Genomic DNA, 14,098 nt, shown 5'->3' with positions numbered 1-14,098 from the left:
CGGAATCAGCCGCGCTATCCGGCGAATCCGGCCTGACTGGCGAGTTTATGTGATGCACAACAGTAATCAAATAGAACAGCAAATATTATTACCCAGCATTCGAAAGGGGAAGGCACACATGAGTGCAACCGAGACGACGACGGAGGCCGCGGACGCCGACGGCTGGGACGCGGTGCGCGAGCTCCCGCCGAGCGCGAAGCTCGTCGCGAAGGCTCTCGAGTACAACGACCAGCTCACGCAGTCACAGCTCGCCGACGAGACGCTTCTGCCCGCCCGCACGGTGCGGTACGCGCTCTCCCGGCTCGAGGAACACGACGCCGTCGCCTCCCGCTTCTCGTTTACCGACGCCCGCAAGCGCGTCTACACGCTCGACATCGAGTAGCGCCCCGTCCCGAGCAACACCGGTAAGTGGCGTCCCTCGCCAGCCGTCCGTATGCGCGGGTCCCTCCGTCGCGCCGGCATCGGGCTGTACCTCTGCTGGCTCGGGGCTGTCGTCCTTCTGATGCTGGGCCGCTACACCTCCGTTCCACTGTACGAACCGGTCCACGGGGCCGTCGTCGCCGGCGCGGCCGTCCTCACGGTGGTCGGTGCCGCTGGCCTCCTCCGTCGCGGCTACCGCCGTGTCGCCGGCTGACCCTGCCCCGAGCCTTTTGAGGGATGCCGCGGCCACCGTCACCGTGACGGACGTTCGCGCCGCCAAGGACGCGCTCGCCCGGCTGGTCGACTCCTCGCCCGTCGCAACCGCCGAGCGGGCCATCGAGGATGTCGACCGCGCCGCCGAGTTCGTCGACCGGGGCGGTCTCGCTCGGCTCCGGCGTGCCGTCGCGCGTGCCGACGGTGCCCGCGCCCGCCGCGGTCGCGCCGCGCTCTCGGCGTTCGAACGGTACCAGCGGGCCGCCGCGGGCGAGCCCATCGACGCCACGGACCAGTTCCGCCGCGGTCGCGGAACCCCTATAGGGGCCGGTGGCCAACCACGCGACGATGACACGGGTGATCCACACCGGTGACACCCACCTCGGCTACCAGCAGTACCACCTCCCGACCCGTCGGGAGGACTTTCTGTCGGCGTTCCGTCGGGTCGTCGACGACGCGGTCGACGAGGGGGTGGACGCCGTCGTCCACGCGGGGGACCTGTTCCACGACCGGCGGCCGGAACTGCCGGACCTCGTCGGGACGCTCTCGGTGCTCCGCGAGTTGGACGACGCCGACATCCCGTTCCTCGCGGTCGTCGGCAACCACGAGACGACGCGCAACGGCCAGTGGCTCGACCTGTTCGAGCAGATGGGGCTGGCGACCCGGCTCTCGGAGGAGCCGACCGTCGTGGGCGACACCGCGTTCTACGGGCTGGATTTCGTCCCCCGGTCCCGGCGCGACGACCTCGAGTACGAGTTTGCTCCCCACGACGCCGACCACGCGGCGCTCGTCTCCCACGGCCTGTTCGAACCGCTCGTCCCCGACTACGGGAACGTCGAGTGGGACGCCCGCGAGGTGCTGGACGAGGCGAACGTCTCGTTCGACGCGATGCTACTGGGCGACGAGCACGCGCCCGAACGGGCCGAAATCGAGGGAACGTGGGTCACCTACTGCGGGTCGACCGAGCGCGCGTCCGCCAGCGAGCGCGACGACCGCGGCTACAACATCGTCGAGTTCGGGGACGGAGGTGCCTCGATATCCCGGCGCGGCATCCCCACCCGGGAGTTCGTGTTCGTCGACGTGACGCTCGCCGAGGGGGAGGGCGTCGAGCGCGTCCGCGAGCAGGTCGGCCAGCACGAGTTGACCGACGCGGTCGTGGCCGTCTCCATCGAGGGGGAAGGTGAGCGGGTCCAGCCGGCCCGAATCGAGGCGTTCGCCGACGACCGGGGCGCGCTCGTCGCGCGGGTCACCGACGCCCGCGAGCGGACCGAGGAAGACGACGTGGAGGTGTCCTTTGCGGACCCCGACGACGCGGTCCGCGAGCGGGTCCGCGAGATGGGGCTCTCCTCGGCGGCCCGCGACCTCGACGAGACCATCAGGGCCTCGAAGGTGGCCGACTCGAACGTCGCGGACACGGTCGAAGGACGGGTCCGCGAGTTGCTCGACGAGAGCGAGGCCGGCGCGTTCGAGTCGGCCGACGACGCCGCAACGGACGATGGAACGGTCGAGGAGCCGACCGACGACGGGACGACCGAGGAGCCGGCCGACGAGGACGTGGCCGAGGACTCGACGGTCGAGGAGACCGCGCCGGACGGTGGCGACGCCGACGGCTCGGACGGGCAGGCGTCGATGGGTGATTTCTCGTGAGGTTCCGCCGCGTCCGCCTGCAGAACTTCAAGTGTTACGACGACGCCGACCTGCGGCTCGATTCGGGCGTGACGGTCATCCACGGGCTGAACGGCTCCGGGAAGTCGTCGCTGTTGGAGGCGTGTTTCTTCGCGCTGTACGGCGCCCGCGCGCTCGACACGACGCTCGACGAGGTCATCACCATCGGCGCCGAGGAGGCCAGCGTCGACCTCTGGTTCACTCACGGCGGCCACGACTACCACGTCGAGCGGGAACTGAAAGTGCGGGGCGACTCGGCCCAGACGACGACCTGCCTGCTGGAGGGGCCCGACGACCCCGTCGAGGGGGCCCGCGACGTGCGCACCGCGGTCGCGGACCTCCTCCGGATGGACGCCTCGGCGTTCGTCAACTGCGCGTACGTCCGGCAGGGCGAGGTGAACAAGCTCATCAACGCCTCACCCGGCGAGCGCCAGGACATGATAGACGACCTCCTTCAACTCGGCAAACTGGAGGAGTACCGCGAGCGCGCGTCGGACGCCCGCGTCGGCGTCGGCCGCGTCCGCGACACCAAACGCGGAGCGCTCGAGGACCTCGACGACCAGATAGCCACGAAGGAGGACAAGGGCCTCCACGACCGCCTCAACCGCCTGAAGACGGAGCTATCGGAGGTGACCGACGACGTCGACCGGTTCGAGGAGAACCGCGACCAGGCCCGGACCCAACTGGAGGACGCGGAGGCGGACCTCGAGGAGTACGAACAGCGGCAGGCCGAACTCGACGAGGTGGAGTCGGACATCGATGCGCTGACCGACGAGATAGCCGACGCCGAGCAGGCCCGCGAACGGAAGGCCGACCGCATCGCGGAGTTGCGCGAGGAGGCCGACGACCTGCGCGCTGAGGTGGCGGACCTGCTCGACGAGACCGACCTCGACGCCGACGACGCGGACGAACTGACCGACGACGCGCTCGACGCGCGGCTCGCGACACTGCGTGAGGACCGGGAAGCGGTCACCGAGCGGATACAGGAACAGACCGCCGAGATACAGAAGCACACGGGCGCCGCGGAGAACGCCCGCGAGCGCGCCGAAGAACTCGCCGCGGAGGCCGACGCGAAACGCGACGAGGCCGGCGACCTGGCGACCGACTTGGAGGAGGCCCGCGAGGAACTCGCCGAGCGCCGCGAGCGGGTCGAGTCGCTGGACCAGGCGGTCGAGGCGGCCCGCGAGACGTTCGCGGACGCGCCCGTCGACCCCGAGGGGGCGGCCGACCACCGCGAGTCGGTCGCCGACGACCTCGCGGCGGTCCGCGAGGAGATGGCCGGCGTCGAATCCGACCTCGAGAACGCCCGCGAGACGGTCGCCGAGACCGAACGACTGCTCGAGGAGGGGAGATGTCCCGAGTGCGGCCAGCCGGTCGAGGAGTCGCCCCACGTCGATTCCCTCGACGAGGACCGCGAGCGGGTCGCCGACCTCGAAGCGGAGCTCTCCGACCTCGAAGCGCGCGAGGAGGGGCTGGAAGCCGACCTCGAACGTGCGGACGCGCTGGTCGAGCAGGCCGACCGCATCGACGAACTGCGGAGCGAACGCGAGAGCCTCGACCAGCTCATCGAGGAGCGGGAGGCGGCGCTGGCGGACCGCGCGGACCGCGTCGACGAACTCCGTGAGCGCGCCGAGACTCTCGAGGCCGAGGCCGAAGAGAAGCGCGAGGAGGCCGACGCGGCCGCGGAGGCGGCCGACGCCGCCCGCGAGCGGATGGGCGAACTCAACGGCGAGTCGAGCGACCTCAAGGCGGCCATCCAGCGGGTCGAGCGGCTCCGCGAGCGGCACGACGCGCTCGGGGAGACGACCGACCGCATCGAGACGCTCCGCGAGGAGCGGTCGAACCTCGCCGAGCAGAACGACCTGCGGCGCGAGCGCCTGCAGGACAAACGCGACCGGAAGCGCGAACTCGCGGAGGCGGTCGACTCCGACGCCATCGAGTCGGCCGAAAACCGGAAGCAGGAGGCCGAACAGTACCTCGAGAAGGTCGAGCCGAAGCTCGATGAACTGTACGAGCGACGCGACGACCTACAGGCGCAGGTCGGCGCGGTCGAACAGGAGATATCCGACCTCGAGGGGCTCCGCGAACGGCGCGACGACCTGCGGGCGACCGTCGAGCGGCTCGACTCGCTGTACGACGAGGCCGAACGCCTCCAGTCGATGTACGCCGACCTGCGTGCCGAGTTGCGCCAGGCGAACGTGACGAAACTCGAGGCGATGCTCAACGAGACGTTCGAACTCGTCTACGGCAACGACGCCTACTCACACATCGAACTCGACGGCGAGTACGAACTGACGGTGTACCAGAAGGACGGCGAACCGCTGGACCCCGAACAGCTGTCGGGCGGCGAGCGGGCCATCTTCAACCTCTCGCTTCGGTGTGCAATCTACCGGCTACTGGCGGAGGGCATCGAGGGGACGACGCCGATGCCGCCGCTCATCCTCGACGAGCCGACGGTGTTTCTCGACTCGGGCCACGTCTCGAAACTGGTCGAGTTGGTCGAGTCGATGCGCGAGTTGGGCGTCGAGCAGATACTCGTCGTCAGCCACGACGACGAACTCGTGGGGGCGGCGGACGAACTCGTGACGGTGCGGAAGGACCCGACGACGAACCGGTCGTCGGTCGAACGGGCCGACAGCGCCGACGCCGCGGCGCTCGCGGCGTTCAACTGAGGCGGTCGACCGCCTGCCGGCCGGTGTCGGTCAGCGCGTACCCCCGGTGGCCAGCCACCTCCGTCTCGGTGACGAGGCCGGCCGCGCGGAACTCGGTCAGGATGCCCAGCAGGTCCGACTCACAGAGGTCGTAGTCGCCCAACAGCGTGCGGACGGGCGTCGCGCCCCGGCGGTCGAGTTCCACCAGCAGACCGAGCGCCCGGTCGTCGTGGGTCGCCGTCACGAGCGTCCGCACGGCCCCTGGGACGCCGGCGGCCGCCGTCTCCAGCGGCCCGTCGTCGACGACCGTCAACTCCTCGTTCGGGAGGAACCGCTCCTCGCCGGTCTCGGGGTCGCGGACGCGACTGGACTCGCTCGACCGCTTGACGAGCAGGTAGCGGCGCCCGTCCGCGGCTTCGACGGTCTTCACGGCTCCTCCCCGTCGGCCGCGGTCTCGGAGTCGCGGCTGGCCCGTGAGTACCGACGCTGGATGGCGTACGTGCGGGCCAGCGCCACCGCGCCGACGGCGAACAGTCCGCCCCCGACGTAGGTGGCTCCCTCGAAGTACCACAGCATCGGGCCGACGGTGACGCCGAACAGGCCGACGTTCGCGAGTACGACGGCGGCCCAGAACGCCCGCGAGGTCTCGTCGTCGACCTCGTACTCCTCGCCCTCGCTCCCGAACGTGGTCGTGGGGTCGGGGCCGAGGCTCGACGGGTCGAACTCCGACGGCTCGTCGGGCCAGGGGTCGTCGCCGTCGCCGCCGCTGTCACGGACGGTTTCTTTCACCTTGCGGCGCTCGTCGCTCACGCTACGCGAGGAGGGACGCCGGGAGCAAAAACCGTTCGCTCGGCCTCAGGCCATCTCCTCCAACTCGAGGGTGGCCCGCGCCTGGAGCCAGGCGGTGGGGTTCTCGGCGTCGTAGAACACCACGCCCTCCTCTGTCTCGTACGCCTCCGTCGTCTGGACGGCGTCCGACTGGGCCGGCTCGGGCGCGTCGCCCGGGCGATCCGTGTCCGACTTGGGGGTATCGGGCATGGTGTCTCTCACCATCGCCTTGGTACTAAGTCACATGGTATATGCCTTGTGACCGTTACAACGTTCGACCCCCGCGCCGGCCGGCGGCTCTCGACCGGACCACCGATGTTTTTACCGGCCGGGGCAAAGGGCGGGTATCCATGAGCGAGGAGCAGACGACGTTCTCTTCTTTCGATGCCGGTGGGGGTGACGACCCCGAGTCCGTCGCCGAGGCGAGACACGTCACCGAGGGTGACGAGGCCGCGGAGTTCGTCGACACCTCCGAACACCGGTTTCCCGAGGCCGACGGCGCGGTCGAGCTGTTCGTCACGCAGGTCGACTACACCGTCGAGGGGTACGGCGACGAGGAGTTTCCCGTGCTCCACGTGTTCGGTCGCACCGCCGACCGCGAACTCGAACACGTCCGCGTCTACGACTTCCTGCCGTACTTCTACACGCCCGTCGACGACCTCGACCACGAGAGCCCGGGCGACGACCCCCTCCACGAGAGCGACTTCACCGACGACCGGCTGATGGAGGAGCGCATCCTCGGCGTCGAGACGCGCGGCCAGCGGGACCCCACGCTCGGCGGCGACGAGGCCGACGAAGTCGTCTTCTACGAGTCCATCCGCGGCGAGCGGCTCGTGAAGGTGCAGGGCCAGACTCCCCGCGACGTGGGACAGCTACGCGACCGCTACGACCACTACGAGGCGGACATCCTCTTCCCCAACCGCCTGCTCATCGACAAGGACATCAAATCCGGCGTCCGCGTCCCCTGTCAGCGGACCGACGACGGCTCGCTGAAGGTCCACCACCAGCAACTCGCGCCCGTCGAGATGGACGTCGACCCTCGCGTCCACACCCTCGACATCGAGGTGGACGACCGCTCCGGCTTCCCGGAGGACGGCGAGGAGCGTATCATCTGCATGACGAGCCACGACAGCTACCGCGACGAGTACGTCGCGTGGCTGTACGACGCGCCCGAGGCGACTGTCGACGCGCCGGAGTCGCTCGACGGCTTCGAGTTCTGGAACGACGACGCCGACGCCAGCGTCGACCTCCGGGTGTTCGACTCGGAGGAGGCGATGCACGCCGACTACATCGAGTACGTGACGGAGACGGACCCGGACGTGCTGACGGGGTGGAACTTCGACGACTTCGACGCCCCCTACTACGTCGCGCGTCTGGGGGAACTGGGGCTGGACGCGGACCGGCTCTCGCGGGTCGACGAGGTGTGGGACTCCGGGTGGGGCGGACCGGACATCAAGGGGCGGGTCGTGTTCGACCTGCTGTACGCCTACGAGCGCCGCCAGTACTCGGAACTCGACTCCTACCGGCTGGACGCGGTCGCCGAGCAGGAACTCGGCGTCGGGAAGGAACGCTACACCGGCGACATCGGCGACCTCTGGGAGCAGGACCCCGAGCGCCTCCTTGAGTACAACCTCCGGGACGTGGAACTCTGCGTCGAAATCGACCGCAAGGGGGACCTCGTCTCGTTCTGGACCGAAGTGGCGTCGTTCGTCGGCTGTAAACTGGAGGACGCCACCACCCCCGGCGACGCGGTCGACCTCTACATCCTCCACAAGGTCCACGGCGACTTCGCGCTCCCGTCGAAGGGAACCGTCGAGAGCGAGGAGTACGAGGGTGGCGCCGTCTTCGAACCAATCTCGGGGGTCAAGGAGAACGTCACCGTCCTCGACCTCAAGAGCCTCTACCCGATGTGCATGGTGACGACCAACGCCAGCCCGGAGACGAAGGTCGACCCCGACGAGTACGACGGCGACACCTACCGGGCGCCCAACGGCACCCACTTCCGGAAACAGCCGGACGGCATCATCCGCGAGATGGTCGACGAACTGCTCTCCGAGCGGGAGCAGAAGAAGGCCGCCCGCGACGAACACGACCCCGACTCGGACGCCTACAAGCGGTACGACAGCGAGCAGGCCGCCGTGAAGGTCATCATGAACTCGCTGTACGGCGTGCTGGGCTGGGACCGGTTCCGGCTGTACGACAAGGAGATGGGCGCCGCGGTGACGGCAACCGGCCGGGAGGTCATCGAGTTCACAGAGCGGGCGGCGAACGAGCTTAATTATCAAGTAGCTTATGGAGACACCGACAGCGTCATGCTCGAACTCGGAGAGGAGTACACCAAAGACGAGGCCATCGAGGCCTCCTTCGACATCGAGGAGCACATCAACGCCGCCTACGACGAGTTCGCCCGCGAGGAGTTGAACGCCGACTCCCACCGCTTCGAGATCGAGTTCGAGAAACTGTACCGACGATTCTTCCAGGCGGGCAAGAAGAAGCGCTACGCCGGCCACATCGTCTGGAAGGAGGGGAAGGACGTCGACGACATCGACATCACCGGCTTCGAGTACAAGCGGTCGGACATCGCCCCGGTCACCAAGGAGGTCCAGAAGCACGTCCTCGAACTCATCGTCGAGGAGGGGGACGTGGAGGGCGTCAAGGAGTACGTCCACGACGTCATCGAGGAGTTCCAGAAGGGCGAGCGCCCGCTGGACGACGTGGGCATCCCCGGCGGCATCGGCAAACGCCTGGACAACTACGACACCGACACCGCCCACGTCCGGGGCGCGAAGTACGCGAACCTCCTCCTGGGGACGAACTTCCAGCGGGGGTCGAAGCCGAAGCGCCTGTATCTGGAGAAGGTCCACCCCGACTTCTGGACCCGCGTCGAGAGCGAGCGGGGCCTCGACCCGCAGACGGACCCGCTGTACGGCGAGTTCAAGCGCGACCCGGATGTCATCTGCTTCGAGTACGCCGACCAGGTGCCCACGGAGTTCGCCATCCACTGGGACAAGATGCTCGACAAGACGCTGAAAGGCCCCATCGCGCGCATCTTGGAAGCGCTCGACGTCTCGTGGGAGGAGGTCAAGAGCGGCCAGGAGCAGACCGGACTGGGTAACTTCATGTGAGCTTCCCGCGTCGTGTTTTCACACACGAAAAATTATTTTCTCGAATGCGAACTCCGCGGGGCGAACCCGTAAGGATTAACCCCGCTCTCCGCTAGATTTCGGGTGTCCAAAACCATGGCAACGCTGGAAATCAAGAACCTGCATGCGGAGGTCGCCGAGGAGGGTGGCGAGACCATCCTTCGGGGCGTCGACTTAGAAGTCTCGTCGGGGGAGATTCACGCGCTGATGGGACCGAACGGCTCCGGGAAGTCAACGACCGCGAAGGTCGTCGCGGGCCACCCGGCCTACGAGGTCACCGACGGTGAGGTACTGCTCCACCTCGAGGACGACGAGTTCGAGGACATCGACATCGACGAGGAGGACCGGACGTGGAACCTGCTCGACCTGGAGCCGAACGAGCGGGCCGCGCTCGGCGTGTTCCTCGGCTTCCAGTACCCCGCCGAAATCGAGGGGGTCACGATGGTCAACTTCCTTCGGACGGCGCTGAACGCCAAACTCGAGGAGCGCGAAGAACTGTTCGAGGACGAGGCGGCCGACGCCGACGAGGCCGACGAGGAAGAGGACGCCGGCTACGACACCTCCCCGATGGAGGGTCCGGCAGACGAGGGCGAAATCGGCGTCGCGGAGTTCCAGCAGCTCCTCCAGGAGAAGATGGAACTGCTCGACATGGACGAGAAGTTCGCCCAGCGCTACCTCAACGCCGGATTCTCGGGGGGCGAGAAGAAGCAGAACGAGGTGCTCCAGGCCGCCATCCTCGAGCCGTCCATCGCGGTGCTCGACGAGATAGACTCCGGGCTGGACATCGACCGCCTGCAGGACGTCTCGAACGGCATCAACGCCCTGCGCGACGAGGTCGGCACCGGCATCCTCCAGATCACCCACTACCAGCGTATCCTCGATTACGTCGAGCCGGACTACGTCCACATCATGCTCGACGGCGAGGTCGTCAAGGAGGGCGACGCCTCTCTGGCGAAGGAGCTCGAGGAGAAGGGGTACGACTGGGTCCGCGAGGAGGTCTACGAGACGGCGTAACCCGAACCGGTTACGGAACAGCCTGATAAGTAACCCGACCCAACCGCACGTAATCACATGAGTTCAGATCAAGACCACCTCAAAGAGACCGACACCGAGGCCCGGTTCGAGTTCAAGAAGGAGGAGTCGTCCGCCTTCAAGACCGAGAAGGGCCTGACCGAGGAGACCATCCGGGTCATCTCCGAGGACAAGGACGAACCGGAGTGGATGCTGGAGCGGCGCCTGCGCGCGCTCGAGCAGTTCCAGCAGATGCCGATGCCGACCGACTGGCCCGGTCAGCCCGACCTCTCGGAGGTCGACATCGACGAGATAGTTCCGTACATCCGGCCCGACATCGAGACGCGCGGCGGCGCCGAGGAGTGGGACGACCTCCCCGAGGAGATCCGCGACACCTTCGACAAACTGGGCATCCCGGAGGCCGAGCGCAACGCGCTCTCGGGGGTCGGCGCCCAGTACGAGTCGGAGATCGTCTACCAGAACATGCAGGAGCAGTGGGAGGAGAAGGGCGTCATCTTCTGTGACATGGACAAGGCCGTCCAGGAGCACGAAGACATCGTCAAGGAGTACTTCATGACGAAGTGCGTCCCGCCTTCCGACAACAAGTTCGCCGCGCTCCACGGCGCCATCTGGTCCGGCGGCTCGTTCGTGTACGTCCCCGAGGGCGTCACCGTCGAGATGCCGGTGCAGGCGTACTTCCGGATGAACTCCGAGGGGATGGGCCAGTTCGAGCACACGCTCATCATCGCGGAGGACGACTCCGAGGTCCACTACATCGAGGGCTGTTCCGCCCCGAAGTACTCGGCGTTCAACCTCCACTCGGGCGGCGTCGAGGTGTTCGTCGGCGAGAACGCCCACGTCCAGTACTCGACGGTTCAGAACTGGTCGAAGAACACGTACAACCTCAACACCAAGCGCGCCATCGTCGAGGCCGACGGCACGATGGAGTGGGTCTCCGGGTCGATGGGATCGAAGGCGACGATGCTGTACCCCGCGACCATTCTCAAGGGCCCGAACGCGACGGACAACCACATCACCATCGCCTTTGCCGGCGAGGGCCAGAACATCGACACCGGCGCGAAGGTGTACCACAACGCGCCCAACACCAAATCGACCATCGAGTCGAAGTCCATCAGCAAGGACGGCGGCCGGACGAACTACCGGGGGCTCGTCCACATCGCGGACGGCGCGGAGAACTCCTCGACGTCGGTCGAGTGTGACGCGCTGATGTTCGACAACGAGAGTACGTCGGACACGATGCCGTACATGGAGATTCAGGAGTCGAAGGTGGACGTGGCCCACGAGGCCACCGTCGGGAAGATCGGCGACGAGGACGTGTTCTACCTCCAGTCGCGCGGTCTCGACGACGACGACGCCAAGCAGATGATCGTCGCCGGCTTCATCGAGCCCATCACCGAGGAACTGCCCATCGAGTACGCGGTCGAACTCAACCGCCTCATCGAACTCGAGATGGAGGGGTCGCTCGGATAACATGAGCACGCAGGTACACGCAACCATCGACGAAGCGACGGTCCGGGAGATAAGCGAATCGCTCGGCGAACCCGACTGGCTCCTCGACGTTCGCCTCGACGCGCTCGCGGCGCTCGACGACATCGCGTTCCCGGACGTCATCCGCACGCCGGGCCGCACCTGGACGGACCTGACCGACCTCGACTACGAGTCGCTGGTCGACCCGCTGGACGCGGCCGAGGAGAAGGACCAGGTCGGCCCCGACGAGGCAGAGGTGCTGTCCTGGAGCGAGGCGGTCGACGAGCACGAGGACCTCCTGAAGGAGCGGTTCGGCTCCGTCGTCGACCCGCAGACGAACTACCTGACGGCGCTGTCGACGGCGCTGTTCTCGACGGGCACGGTCGTCCACGTCCCCGAGGGCGTCGCCGCCGAGGACGTGAAGGTCCGCACGACGATGAACAGCCGGTCGCTGTTCAACTACACCTTGGTCGTCGCCGAGGAGTCCGCGTCGGTCACCCTGCTGGAACGACAGGAGACCGGTGAGGCCGTCGACGGTGCCCGCTACTACTCCGGCATCACGGAGATAGCCGCGGGCGAGAACGCGTACGTCCAGTACGGCTCGCTCCAGAACCTCGACCAGGAGACGTACAACTACCAGCTGAAGGAAGGGACCGCCGACGACTACGGACAGGTCGACTTCATCGACTGCAACGTCGGCTCCCGGCTCTCGAAGTCGAGCGTCGAGACGCATCTCGACGGCGATAGCTCGGAGACGAAGATCGTCGGCGCGTTCTACGGCCACGACGACCAGCACTTCGACCTCGACGCGCGGGTCTGGCACAACAACGAGAACACCACCGCGGATCTCGTGACGCGTGGCGTCATCGACGACGAGGCCCGCTCGGTGTACGAGGGCGTCCAGAACGTCGGCCGCGAGGCGTGGAACACGAGTTCCTACCAGCGGGAGAACACGCTGATGTTGAGCGACGAGAGCGAGGCCGACGCCTCCCCGAAGCTCATCATCAACAACCACGACACGGAGGCGAGTCACTCCGCGACGGTCGGGCAGGTCGACGCCGAGGACATGTTCTACATGACCTCGCGTGGCCTCACCGACCGGACCGCGACGAACATGCTCGTCGAGGGGTTCTACGTCCCCGTCATGGAGGAGATAGCGGTCGACGAACTCCGCGAGGACCTCGGCTCGCTCGTCCGCGAGCGGCTCCGGTCCCGGGAGTAACGACCCTCCGCGGAACGTTTCTCCAATAGCGGAAAATAACACAACCAGCCGGCCACTCGTGTCGAGTGTGTCGGGCGGTGTGACCGACAGCGTGGCCGAGACGGTGTCGAACTTCTGGGGCCTCTACCTCGTCGTCTTCGCGCTGGCGGCGGGGCTGGCGCTTTTCGACCGGGCGGTCCACCCGGTCCTGCTCGTCGCCGTTGGGCTCGGCGTGCTGTTCGCGTACTACGCGTACGTCGGGTACCGCGAGTCGTGACCCCTGCGTAGGAAACGGTTTAAGGTATTCCGAAAGCGAGAGTACCCATGAGCGAGCCGACGAGGTGGTCGCCGTGAGCCTCTCGTACCCCGTCGCGTCGGACCACCAGCTCGCCCGTCTGCTCCAGATCGGGACCGTGCTGGAGGAGGTGGTCGAAGCCCGCGCCGAGAAGCATTACGAGACGCTCCCCGACGCCGAACGGGACGTGGCCATCGAGGAACTGCTCCGCGAGGCCGCCGAGGAGTCAGCTGGCCACCGAAAACGGCTGGAGGAACTGATGGGTGAACTGGAGGCCGACCCCGTAGCTTACGAGGAGATCGAACAGCTCGTCGCCGCCCGCTACGAGTCCGACACCGACACCGACGGCGTGCTGTACGACCAACTCGCGAGCGAGGAGACCGCCTACAAGTTCTACGACGACCTCATCGGGGCCATCGAGGCCTCGGACGTGGAGTTCAGCATCGCCCGCGCCCGCCTGCTCGAGACGCTCCGGGAGATACGAGACGACGAGGCGGAGGGCGTCGAAAAAGTGACGCGACTGATGGAGGCACGATGAACACCCAACGCCAGTACCTGAAGGCGATTTATCTCATCCAGCAAGCCGAGGACGGCCCCGCATCGACCGGCGACATCGCCGACACCGTCGGCGTCTCGCCGGCCAGCGCCAACGAGATGGTCGGCAAACTCGAGGAGCGGGGGCTCGCCGACCACGAGAAGTACAAGGGCGTCTCGCTGACCGACGACGGCATCCGCGACGCCCGGGAGGCGCTGGAGACGTACTGTATCATCGAGCGGTTCCTCGTCGAGGTGCTGGAAGTCGAGGAGTTCCGCACCGAGGCCAAACAGCTGGAGTCGGTCATCGACGAGACGGTCGCCGAACGTCTCGACACCATCATCGACCGCTCCGAGCAGTGCCCGGACTGCTTCGACGCCGAGGGCGACGTGTGTTCGCTCCTGGAACTCGAGTCCGTCTCGGAGGCGGCGGACTGACCGCGAGAAGTTAACCCTTTGTAGCCGACTCTCGTAGCCGGGCGTGCAGTCCCGTGGTGGTGAGCAGTTCCGACGGAACTGCGAACGGCACGGACGGCGAAGTCCCGTGGTGTAGTGGCCAATCATCTGGGCCTTTGGAGCCCAGGACAGCGGTTCGAATCCGCTCGGGACTATGACTGCTTTCTTACATTTCCACAAACTATAATCCGGT

At 67.0% G+C, this 14,098-nt stretch carries 15 protein-coding genes and 1 tRNA gene; 13 read left to right on the top strand and 3 right to left on the bottom strand.

Annotated features, from left to right (window positions below; all coding sequences use genetic code 11):
- The first annotated feature begins 118 nt into the window (after positions 1-118).
- From NL112_RS19740 to rad50, 5 genes are read left to right on the top strand one after another with little or no spacing between them, the layout of a single operon-like run.
- Positions 119-382 (top strand): MarR family transcriptional regulator, encoded by a 264-nt coding sequence (locus NL112_RS19740; RefSeq protein WP_255150564.1) that lies wholly within the window; start codon positions 119-121, stop codon positions 380-382.
- Between the two features lie 51 nt (positions 383-433).
- Positions 434-634, top strand: a complete 201-nt coding sequence (locus NL112_RS19735; RefSeq protein WP_255150563.1) for a hypothetical protein — start codon at positions 434-436, stop codon at positions 632-634.
- Between the two features lie 43 nt (positions 635-677).
- The gene (locus NL112_RS19730) at positions 678-1,007 is read left to right on the top strand and encodes a DUF7966 family protein (RefSeq protein ID WP_255150562.1); all 330 of its coding nucleotides are present in this window, start codon (positions 678-680) and stop codon (positions 1,005-1,007) included.
- Entirely contained in the window at positions 982-2,280 is a 1,299-nt protein-coding gene (gene mre11, locus NL112_RS19725; RefSeq protein WP_255150561.1) for a DNA double-strand break repair protein Mre11, read from the top strand. The genes NL112_RS19730 and mre11 overlap by 26 nt, the downstream gene beginning before the upstream one ends.
- A complete protein-coding gene (rad50, locus tag NL112_RS19720; RefSeq protein WP_255150560.1) occupies positions 2,277-4,970 on the top strand; it encodes a DNA double-strand break repair ATPase Rad50 in 2,694 nt (897 codons plus the stop codon). The genes mre11 and rad50 overlap by 4 nt, the downstream gene beginning before the upstream one ends.
- On the opposite strand, the gene NL112_RS19715 is transcribed toward rad50, so the two are convergent.
- Genes NL112_RS19715 through NL112_RS19705 form a run of 3 tightly spaced genes read right to left on the bottom strand, consistent with a single transcriptional unit; the run spans position 4,963 to position 6,002 of the window.
- Entirely contained in the window at positions 4,963-5,379 is a 417-nt protein-coding gene (locus NL112_RS19715) for a DUF7346 family protein (RefSeq protein ID WP_255150559.1), read from the bottom strand. The genes rad50 and NL112_RS19715 overlap by 8 nt on opposite strands.
- Positions 5,376-5,759: a DUF7322 domain-containing protein gene (locus NL112_RS19710; RefSeq protein ID WP_255150558.1), complete on the bottom strand. Its 384-nt coding sequence runs from the start codon at positions 5,757-5,759 to the stop codon at positions 5,376-5,378. Before NL112_RS19710 ends, NL112_RS19715 begins: the two co-directional genes overlap by 4 nt.
- A 45-nt stretch (positions 5,760-5,804) precedes the next feature.
- Positions 5,805-6,002: a DUF7331 family protein gene (locus tag NL112_RS19705; RefSeq protein ID WP_255150557.1), complete on the bottom strand. Its 198-nt coding sequence runs from the start codon at positions 6,000-6,002 to the stop codon at positions 5,805-5,807.
- A 125-nt stretch (positions 6,003-6,127) separates the two neighbouring features.
- On the opposite strand from NL112_RS19705, the gene NL112_RS19700 reads away from it, so the two are divergent.
- From NL112_RS19700 to NL112_RS19665, 8 genes are all read left to right on the top strand, one after another.
- Positions 6,128-8,902, top strand: coding sequence for a DNA-directed DNA polymerase (locus NL112_RS19700; protein ID WP_255150556.1), 2,775 nt, complete (start codon positions 6,128-6,130; stop codon positions 8,900-8,902).
- Between the two features lie 114 nt (positions 8,903-9,016).
- Positions 9,017-9,934 carry an ABC transporter ATP-binding protein gene (locus NL112_RS19695; RefSeq protein ID WP_255150555.1) on the top strand — a complete coding sequence of 306 codons (918 nt, stop codon included), beginning with the start codon at positions 9,017-9,019 and terminating at the stop codon, positions 9,932-9,934.
- Between the two features lie 57 nt (positions 9,935-9,991).
- A complete protein-coding gene (gene sufB / locus NL112_RS19690; protein WP_255150554.1) occupies positions 9,992-11,422 on the top strand; it encodes a Fe-S cluster assembly protein SufB in 1,431 nt (476 codons plus the stop codon).
- A 1-nt stretch (position 11,423) separates the two neighbouring features.
- Positions 11,424-12,641: a Fe-S cluster assembly protein SufD gene (sufD, locus tag NL112_RS19685; protein ID WP_255150553.1), complete on the top strand. Its 1,218-nt coding sequence runs from the start codon at positions 11,424-11,426 to the stop codon at positions 12,639-12,641.
- Between the two features lie 79 nt (positions 12,642-12,720).
- On the top strand, positions 12,721-12,897 hold the full coding sequence (locus tag NL112_RS19680; protein ID WP_255150552.1) for a hypothetical protein: 177 nt from the start codon (positions 12,721-12,723) through the stop codon (positions 12,895-12,897).
- Between the two features lie 73 nt (positions 12,898-12,970).
- The gene (locus NL112_RS19675; protein ID WP_255150551.1) at positions 12,971-13,453 is read left to right on the top strand and encodes a ferritin-like domain-containing protein; all 483 of its coding nucleotides are present in this window, start codon (positions 12,971-12,973) and stop codon (positions 13,451-13,453) included.
- Complete coding sequence (locus NL112_RS19670) at positions 13,450-13,887, top strand: metal-dependent transcriptional regulator (protein ID WP_255150550.1); 438 nt, start codon at positions 13,450-13,452, stop codon at positions 13,885-13,887. Before NL112_RS19675 ends, NL112_RS19670 begins: the two co-directional genes overlap by 4 nt.
- A gap of 100 nt (positions 13,888-13,987) precedes the next feature.
- Positions 13,988-14,060 (top strand) — tRNA-Gln (locus NL112_RS19665).
- Positions 14,061-14,098 lie beyond the last annotated feature (38 nt).

This window comes from Halorarius halobius (genome assembly GCF_024298865.1).
Taxonomy (GTDB): Archaea; Halobacteriota; Halobacteria; order Halobacteriales; family Haloarculaceae; genus Halorarius; species Halorarius halobius.
The sequence above is the reverse complement of the archived record's forward strand: the minus strand, read 5'-3'. Positions and strand labels throughout refer to the sequence as shown.

Bases quoted from the DNA above. Each gene is read 5' to 3' on its own strand.
- NL112_RS19740 (WP_255150564.1), top strand. From the start codon at position 119: ATGAGTGCAACCGAGACGACGACGGAGGCCGCGGACGCCGACGGCTGG.
- NL112_RS19735 (WP_255150563.1), top strand. From the start codon at position 434: ATGCGCGGGTCCCTCCGTCGCGCCGGCATCGGGCTGTACCTCTGCTGG.
- mre11 (WP_255150561.1), top strand. From the start codon at position 982: ATGACACGGGTGATCCACACCGGTGACACCCACCTCGGCTACCAGCAG.
- NL112_RS19705 (WP_255150557.1), bottom strand. From the start codon at position 6,002: ATGGTGAGAGACACCATGCCCGATACCCCCAAGTCGGACACGGATCGC.
- NL112_RS19700 (WP_255150556.1), top strand. From the start codon at position 6,128: ATGAGCGAGGAGCAGACGACGTTCTCTTCTTTCGATGCCGGTGGGGGT.
- NL112_RS19695 (WP_255150555.1), top strand. From the start codon at position 9,017: ATGGCAACGCTGGAAATCAAGAACCTGCATGCGGAGGTCGCCGAGGAG.
- sufB (WP_255150554.1), top strand. From the start codon at position 9,992: ATGAGTTCAGATCAAGACCACCTCAAAGAGACCGACACCGAGGCCCGG.
- sufD (WP_255150553.1), top strand. From the start codon at position 11,424: ATGAGCACGCAGGTACACGCAACCATCGACGAAGCGACGGTCCGGGAG.
- NL112_RS19670 (WP_255150550.1), top strand. From the start codon at position 13,450: ATGAACACCCAACGCCAGTACCTGAAGGCGATTTATCTCATCCAGCAA.